The following is a 7,412-nucleotide window of genomic DNA, read 5'->3' as shown; positions in this document are numbered from 1 at the left end:
CGTTAAGCCCTCCAGCGTCGATGGTACTTGAACCGCAGGGTTCTGGGAGAGTAGAACGTTGCCAAGCAGTATATTTGCCCCAATCCGGATTTTCGTTTTGGGGAATTTTGGCCCGTTGGTCAAGTGGTTAAGACACCTCCCTTTCACGGAGGTAACAGGGGTTCGAGTCCCCTACGGGTCACCACTATAGCCTGAACGCTTAGCTCAGCTGGGAGAGCATTACCTTGACAGGGTAAGGGTCGGCGGTTCGATCCCGTCAGCGTTCACCATTAAAACAGCTAGACTTAATAACACGGAGCCGTGGTGTAGAGGCCTAACATGCCTGCCTGTCACGCAGGAGACCGCGGGTTCGAATCCCGTCGGCTCCGCCATTTTTACCAACATGATATAAGGCTCGGTAGCTCAGTCGGTAGAGCAGAGGACTGAAAATCCTCGTGTCGGCGGTTCGATTCCGTCCCGAGCCACCACATCACCCTAAAAAGTGAAGCAGTATCTTAGGTGTAGTTTCCGATTACTTTCCGGGGGCCCCAAGACAACTTAATATGCCGTTGTAGCTCAACTGGTAGAGCAACTGACTTGTAATCAGTAGGTTGGGGGTTCAAGTCCTCTCGACGGCACCACATGCGCGCGTATGGCGGAATTGGCAGACGCACTAGACTTAGGATCTAGCGGGCGACCGTGGGGGTTCAAGTCCCTCTACGCGCATCACAAAAGCAGGTAAGACCATCTCATGGTTTTATCTGCTTTTTCTCTATGCGTTCGATACGCAAACAGCAAAAGCCGCACCCTCCTGCTACATAGGCAGGAGGGTGCGGCTTTTGCTGGCTTAAGGCCTGCTGTTCCTAAACCGATTAGGAACCAGCAGGCGTCTGTAACGAAGCATCCGTGGAGAGTTTGGCCAGCCGCTGAACCACCTGGTCCACCTTCTGGATATGCTGCGACATCCGTTCCGCCGCAAGGGCCTCATCCCGGACATCGATGGCATCGACAATGTCACGATGCTCCTGCAGAAGCTTTTCGGCAGATGCGCGCTCAGCAAAAAACCACAAACGGCGAGAAGCCTTCATGCTCACCTGAAGTCTCTCCGTCAAAGACTCCATCATTCCTATCATGAGGGAATTATGAGAGGCTTTGGCGATTTCCAGGTGAAAGCGGATATCGGCTTGTTCACTATCTTCCTCGTTGCCAAGTGACCGTTCCATCGCCTGAAGAATATCCCGAAGCGCGGCTACATTAGCTTCCGTCCGCCTAACTGCGGCCAGCGATGCACATCCCGCTTCGATGAATCTCCGCACCTCCTGCACTTCTTGCAGCGAGTCGCCCTGATCGAAGAGGGACGCGTTGTCCGCAGGCAGCGGATTGCTCACGAAAGTGCCCCCGCCATGCCGGATATCGACCCATCCGATTGCCTTCAACCCGCTCAGCGCTTCGCGAATGGTCGACCGGCCAACTTGGAAGCTCGCAGCGAGCTCTACAACAGTCGGGAGCTTCGAACCTGGTGCATAGGTTCCAGTCTCTATTTGCCTTTTAATCTGCTCCATTACGATTTCCGAGCCCTTTTGCGGCCGTATCTGCTGAAATGCCATGCCAATTCCCCCATAAAAGATCTATACATCTATTCAATCATAAGCTAAAATAGAAGGAAAGTCATCTGATCACATGATCAATTATGAATAGACATGATTAGTCCCATGGGAGGCTGCTATGCTCGATAACCAAATTAGACAACAACTGTTCAATATTGTAGGCGAAAAGTATTTTAAAGATGATATGGAGTCTCTCGTTACTCACTCATATGATGGAACACCGATGCTCCAGTCGCTGCCGGATGGCGTTATCTATCCGCAGGATACGGCGCAGGTTTCTGCGATTATGAAGGTGTTGAATGAGCACCGCATTCCGCTAGTGAGCAGGGGTTCAGGCACGAATCTTTGCGGCGGAACAGTGCCCGTTCAAGGCGGCATTGTGATGGTCATGCACCGGATGAATGCGATCCTCGATATTGATATGCAGAATCTGACGGCAACCGTGCAGCCGGGTATTATTACGAAGCAATTCATAGAGCATATCGAAGGTCTGGGCTTATTTTATCCACCAGATCCAAGTTCTATGGCGATCTCTACGATTGGTGGCAATATTGCGGAGTGTTCCGGAGGACTACGTGGTCTAAAATACGGCACAACCAAAGACTATGTGATCGGTTTAGAATGCGTATTGGCTAACGGTGAAATCATGCGTACTGGCGGTAAGCTGATGAAGGACGTAGCTGGATATGATTTGACGAAGCTGCTGATCGGCTCAGAGGGAACGCTTGCTGTCATTACAGAAGCTACGCTCAAATTGATTCCGCCTCCCAAATATAAGAAAACGATGCTCGCTATGTACAAAGATTTATACGGCGCAGCCCGTACAGTCTCCAAAATTATTGAAAACCGCATCATTCCAGCAACACTGGAATTCATGGATAACCCAACGATCCGCGTCGTAGACGATTTCGCGAAGCTGGGCCTACCGCTGGATATGGCAGCGATTCTCCTCATTGAGCAGGATGGCGAGATGGAAATGGTGGAGCGGGACATCGCCCGCATCTCGGAAATTTGCCGCGAAGAGCTGGCGGACGAAGTTAGCATTGCGAGCAATCAGGAGGAAGCGCTGAAGCTATTGACAGCAAGAAGAAGCGCCTTCACCGCGCTTGCGCGTTTGCGTCCGACAACGATTCTGGAGGATGCAACTGTTCCGCGCTCCAAAATTGCCGATATGGTGTTGGAGATTAACCGAATCGCCGAAAAGCATGGCGTGCAGATTTGCACATTTGGGCATGCGGGAGACGGCAATCTGCACCCTACAGCTACAACGGATGCAAGGGATCAAGACGAAATCCACCGTGTGGAGGCAGCTTTTGAAGAGATTTTTGAAGCGGCTATCCAGATGGGGGGAACGATTACAGGCGAGCATGGTGTTGGGCTAGTTAAAGCGCCTTTCCTGGAATGGAAAGTAGGAAACACCGGCATTGCGATGATGAAAGGGATTAAAGACGTGTTCGACCCTCATCATTTACTGAATCCGGGCAAAGTGTTTGCCAAAGAATCCAGACGCAGGGTGGTGATCGACCGTGGCTAAAGGGGCAACTCTTCAGGAAACGTTAATCCAGAAGCTGGATTACAATCAATTGACGAACTGCATGCGCTGCGGCTTCTGCCTTCCCGTGTGTCCAACGTTTAAGGAAACGGGCATCGAAGCAGAGTCCCCGCGCGGGCGTATTTCCTTGATGAAAGCTGCCGTAGACGGCATTATGGAGCCGGGCATTTCCTTCGAGGATCAAATGAATCACTGCTTGGGCTGCCGCGCATGTGAGCCGGCTTGTCCAGCCGATGTGAAATACGGGCAATTAATCGAACAAGCACGCGATGCGGTTGAAACCCATACGAAGCAGCATAGATGGTGGATACGCGGTGTGCGCAAGATGGTTTTCAAAGAGCTTTTTCCATCACAGCAAAAAATGCGCCTGTTAGGCTCCGGGATGCATTTCTATAAAAAATCAGGCCTCCAATCCGTTGTACGAAAAACAGGCGTTGTCGGCTTATTCTCCAAGCAGCTGTCTGATATGGAGAAAATTCTGCCAGATGCTTCTGGCAAAGGCATTACACAGCTCCTCGGTACCTTCATCCCAGCCAAAGGTGAAAAGATTGCTACCGTCGGCATGTTCAGGGGTTGTCTGATGGATGTGATGTTCACCGAAACGAATATCAAGACCGTCAAGCTGCTGTCCGAAGCTGGCTTTGATGTTGTCATTCCGGAGACGCAGAACTGCTGCGGAGCCCTGCATGCGCATAGCGGTGAAAGCGACCAAGCCAAAATGCTGGCCAAAAATAACATCCGCGCTTTCCAAGAAGCCGGCGTGGACTTTATTGTATCGAATGCAGGTGGTTGCGGCGCAATTCTAGTCGAGTACGATCATCTGCTGCATGATGAGCCGGAATGGAAGGAATCTGCTGACTGGTTCGCTAAGCGTGTGAAGGACATCTCTACTATTCTTGTGGAAAAAGGACGTCCGCTTCAGTTCGCCGACAGCCAATCAGTTACGGCTTCTACGCGTGTAACGTATCAAGATTCCTGCCATCTGCGCAATGTAATGAAAGGCAGCAATCCATCTAGACAACTATTGAAAGAAGTAGGTAATGTTACTTTTGTCGAAATGAAGGATGCGGGCTCTTGCTGCGGATCTGCCGGTATTTATAATGTGACGCAGCCGGAAATGGCGAATCAGATTCTTGAAGGTAAAATGGTGAATGTGAATGCGACCGAGGCCAGCTATCTGGTGACGAGCAACCCAGGGTGCTTGCTGCAGATGAAGCTCGGGATCGATAAGCATGGGCAAAAAGGCAAGATGGAAGCTGTCCATATTGCGGACTTTTTATATGACCGCGTTGTCAAACATTAAAGTTCTTTCCAAGCAGGCCGCTCTCGTAAGAGGGTGGTTTGTTTTTTGTTCCTTACGCCGCTTTTTCTGCATTCTTTTGGTAAAATAGAAGGGATGGGTTAAACTTATTAGGCATTGTTTATGTTAGTAGTAGGGAGAGGAAGATCTGCTTGAACATTCTAGTTACCGGAGGAGCCGGTTTTATTGGATCACATATTGTCGACGACCTGCTACAGGAGGGGCATGATGTGCATATATTTGATAATCTATCTACGGGGCGTATGGCATATGTGAATCCAAAGGCAGTTTTTCATCATGGGGAATTATTGGACCCTGGGCTTGCTGAGGTATTCGCTGCTGCCCGTCCGGAGGTTGTCATTCATCACGCGGCGCAAATTGATGTTCAGACCTCGCTAACGAATCCTTTCCTGGATGCCAAAATCAACATTTTAGGGACAATTGCCCTGCTAGAGCAGTGCCGAGAGCATAGTGTTCGGAAGCTGATTTACGCCTCCTCTGCTGCGGTTTATGGGACTCCTCAGTATTTGAGCGTGGACGAATCTCATCCGGTCAAGCCCTTATCCTTTTATGGAATTTCCAAGCATACACCGGAACATTACATAGAAAGTTTTGCTTTGCTATACGGTATGGACTATACCATCCTGCGTTATGCCAATGTATATGGTGTTAGGCAGGACCCTAAAGGAGAGGGTGGAGTCGTTGCCATTTTTGTGGACAAGCTTCTGGGTGGCAAGCAGCCGATCATTTATGGCAACGGGGAACAAACGCGGGATTTCATTTATGTCCAAGACATCGTGAGCGCCAATAGGGCTGCCCTAAATAATGGCAGCCATGGAATTTACAATATTAGTTGCAACGAGCAAACAAGTATCAACGATCTTCTGAAGGAAATGTGCTCGATCTGCGGAAGCAGTTTCAATCCAGCCTATGAGGCCGCTCGCACCGGCGATATCGTTCATAGCCAATTAGACAATCGCGCAGCGCTTAATGCTCTCGGGTGGAGCCCCATTTTTACACTTAGGGATGGCTTGGGGGCAACATTTGCTTATTATAAAGATCAATATCAATATGATTAACACAATCAGTATACTTTTTTCGTGTACCCTTCTGGGGCATTCAAAAACGGTTAATCCCTTCTTCTGCTCCTTTTGTAGCTTCTCTACGTTCGCCTTCATCCTCACATTTATCACCCAAAGCATCATCTACAAAGAGAAATCTGGTTTCTTCAAGTGGCTCAGCGAGCGAATGAATGTACAGCGTTTCTTCAGATAAAAGATTATTAACATCTATCTGATGCTCTTTCTAGCTGCAGCTGGCGTCATGCCTAGCACTCTTTTGAACATGGCGTGGAAATGGGGCAGGCTCTCGAAGCCGCAAAGCTCCGCGATATGATGAATGTTCACATCACTTTCAAATAACAGCTGCTTAGCGCGAATAATCCGTTTGGTTATGATGTAGGCAGTCACGTTCATCCCGATCAACTGCTTGAACACACGGCTGAAATGAGCCGGCGAGACGGAGGCTTGTTTCGAAAGTGTTTTGAGCCCGATATCCTCGCAGAAATGCTCATCAATATAGAGTAGCACATCTCTCATCCAGACGGGAGCGACAAGGGGATCTCCTGTGTTGAACGTATTAACCGAGGCCACATCACGCTGTAAAAAAAGCAGAAGCTGCAGCAGTTGTACATAGATTGCCTGCCGATGTCCTGCTCCCTCCTGCTTAAACTCATGCTGGATGGACTCCAGATAGTGCTCAAGGTGCTGCCTCTGCGGAAGCAGCGTTTCCAGCCTATATTGGCGAAGCTCCACAGCCCGCTCAAAGCATTGCAAATAGGAGAACGATTCGCCGAATTGTGGCGTTTGTATCAAGCCAGAACTGAAATAAACGGCAGTAGAAGTAACTGGGATTTCTTTATCGGGCGTCGCGCGGTGAATGATATTGCCGGGAATAAGGAAGATATCTCCTGCCTTCATTTCATAAAAGGTATGATCGATGAAAATGGTCCCCTTGCCGCGGTACACATAAACAATTTCATACCAGCCATGGAAATGGTCAGGGAGCTCGCTTTGCGAGCTTTTTGTGTGTTTATAAGCATAGGAGAACGGAAAGGTTTCATGGTTATCGAAAACTTTGTGAATAGGATGCATGTCGTGTGCTCCTTTCCTTTCAGTGTCACCTCATGATATCAAAAAAGCGTATAAATGTGCTAGAAATCAGTATTTTATAGTTTAGAAATGCTGGTAAAATAAAAGAAAGCGATATCAATATGGGACATGAAGAAGGAGAAACGTCATGCGAATTGATGCCCACCAGCACTATTGGCGAATTGACCGCGGGGATTATGGATGGATTGGGCCGGAGCTGCCGGTTTTGTATCGGGATTATCTGCCAAGCGACTTAACACCGCACCTGAAAGAGCATAACTTGGATGCTGCGATTGTTGTTCAAGCGGCGCAGACATTGGAAGAAACGGCCTACCTGTTGTCACTAAGTGAAGAATCTGAGTCCATAGCAGGCGTAGTAGGATGGCTTGATCTGAACGATCCAGACTTCCTGCTTCATTACCAACGTTTTTGCAAGCATCCCAAATATGTGGGCTTTCGCGTTATGATTCAAGAAATGCCCGATGCGAATCGAATTCTGGAGCGTCATTTTATTGAGGCGTTGCAATATTTTGCTGAACAGGACGTGCCAGTTGATTTGCTTGTTGTATCTCATCAATTAGCACCGGTTATCGAGCTGCTGGATCAGGTTCCAGGCTTACGTGCGGTTATCGATCATATCGCGAAGCCGCGGATTGCGGATGGTGTTCTGGAACCTTGGAGGAGCCAGATGGAGGCAATAGCGAAGCATCCTACTGTGTACTGCAAGCTCTCGGGTATGGTGACGGAGAACCTTGGAGGAGCCAGATGGAGGCAATAGCGAAGCATCCTACTGTGTACTGCAAGCTCTCGGGTATGGTGACGGA

The 7,412-nt window shown here is 49.1% G+C and carries 6 protein-coding genes and 6 tRNA genes; 10 read left to right on the top strand and 2 right to left on the bottom strand.

What is annotated here, in order from left to right; genetic code table 11:
- Positions 1–109 precede the first annotated feature (109 nt).
- The 6 genes from AC1DUA_RS15230 to AC1DUA_RS15205 all read left to right on the top strand — a co-directional run bounded on the left by AC1DUA_RS15230 (position 110) and on the right by AC1DUA_RS15205 (position 705).
- Positions 110–184, top strand: a tRNA-Glu gene (locus tag AC1DUA_RS15230).
- Between the two features lie 9 nt (positions 185–193).
- Positions 194–269: transfer RNA gene (locus tag AC1DUA_RS15225), tRNA-Val, on the top strand.
- A 25-nt stretch (positions 270–294) separates the two neighbouring features.
- Positions 295–371, top strand: a tRNA-Asp gene (locus AC1DUA_RS15220).
- 20 nt (positions 372–391) lie between these two features.
- Positions 392–467 (top strand) — tRNA-Phe (locus AC1DUA_RS15215).
- A gap of 77 nt (positions 468–544) precedes the next feature.
- Positions 545–620: transfer RNA gene (locus AC1DUA_RS15210), tRNA-Thr, on the top strand.
- Positions 621–625: 5 nt separating this feature from the next.
- Positions 626–705 (top strand) — tRNA-Leu (locus tag AC1DUA_RS15205).
- 146 nt (positions 706–851) lie between these two features.
- Here AC1DUA_RS15205 and AC1DUA_RS15200 read toward each other — a convergent pair.
- The gene (locus AC1DUA_RS15200) at positions 852–1,586 is read right to left on the bottom strand and encodes a FadR/GntR family transcriptional regulator (protein WP_477500573.1); all 735 of its coding nucleotides are present in this window, start codon (positions 1,584–1,586) and stop codon (positions 852–854) included.
- Between the two features lie 118 nt (positions 1,587–1,704).
- On the opposite strand from AC1DUA_RS15200, the gene AC1DUA_RS15195 reads away from it, so the two are divergent.
- From AC1DUA_RS15195 to AC1DUA_RS15185, 3 genes are all read left to right on the top strand, one after another.
- Positions 1,705–3,120: an FAD-linked oxidase C-terminal domain-containing protein gene (locus tag AC1DUA_RS15195; RefSeq protein WP_477500572.1), complete on the top strand. Its 1,416-nt coding sequence runs from the start codon at positions 1,705–1,707 to the stop codon at positions 3,118–3,120.
- Between the two features lie 61 nt (positions 3,121–3,181).
- On the top strand, positions 3,182–4,441 hold the full coding sequence (locus AC1DUA_RS15190; protein WP_477500574.1) for a (Fe-S)-binding protein: 1,260 nt from the start codon (positions 3,182–3,184) through the stop codon (positions 4,439–4,441).
- A 149-nt stretch (positions 4,442–4,590) separates the two neighbouring features.
- Positions 4,591–5,517: an NAD-dependent epimerase/dehydratase family protein gene (locus tag AC1DUA_RS15185; RefSeq protein ID WP_477500571.1), complete on the top strand. Its 927-nt coding sequence runs from the start codon at positions 4,591–4,593 to the stop codon at positions 5,515–5,517.
- A gap of 210 nt (positions 5,518–5,727) precedes the next feature.
- On the opposite strand, the gene AC1DUA_RS15180 is transcribed toward AC1DUA_RS15185, so the two are convergent.
- Complete coding sequence (locus AC1DUA_RS15180; RefSeq protein WP_477500570.1) at positions 5,728–6,591, bottom strand: helix-turn-helix domain-containing protein; 864 nt, start codon at positions 6,589–6,591, stop codon at positions 5,728–5,730.
- Positions 6,592–6,736: 145 nt separating this feature from the next.
- Between AC1DUA_RS15180 and AC1DUA_RS15175 the strand changes: the two genes are divergently transcribed.
- Positions 6,737–7,366 carry an amidohydrolase family protein gene (locus tag AC1DUA_RS15175; RefSeq protein ID WP_477500569.1) on the top strand — a complete coding sequence of 210 codons (630 nt, stop codon included), beginning with the start codon at positions 6,737–6,739 and terminating at the stop codon, positions 7,364–7,366.
- The last annotated feature ends 46 nt before the right edge of the window (positions 7,367–7,412 follow it).

It is taken from the genome of Paenibacillus sp. 01T422 (assembly GCF_056398785.1).
This window is presented reverse-complemented; position numbering and strand designations above follow the sequence as displayed.

What these genes read in the sequence shown, in the direction of transcription:
- AC1DUA_RS15200 (WP_477500573.1), bottom strand. Translation starts at nt 1,586, where the DNA reads ATGGCATTTCAGCAGATACGGCCGCAAAAGGGCTCGGAAATCGTAATG.
- AC1DUA_RS15195 (WP_477500572.1), top strand. Translation starts at nt 1,705, where the DNA reads ATGCTCGATAACCAAATTAGACAACAACTGTTCAATATTGTAGGCGAA.
- AC1DUA_RS15190 (WP_477500574.1), top strand. Translation starts at nt 3,182, where the DNA reads ATGCGCTGCGGCTTCTGCCTTCCCGTGTGTCCAACGTTTAAGGAAACG.
- AC1DUA_RS15180 (WP_477500570.1), bottom strand. Translation starts at nt 6,591, where the DNA reads ATGCATCCTATTCACAAAGTTTTCGATAACCATGAAACCTTTCCGTTC.
- AC1DUA_RS15175 (WP_477500569.1), top strand. Translation starts at nt 6,737, where the DNA reads ATGCGAATTGATGCCCACCAGCACTATTGGCGAATTGACCGCGGGGAT.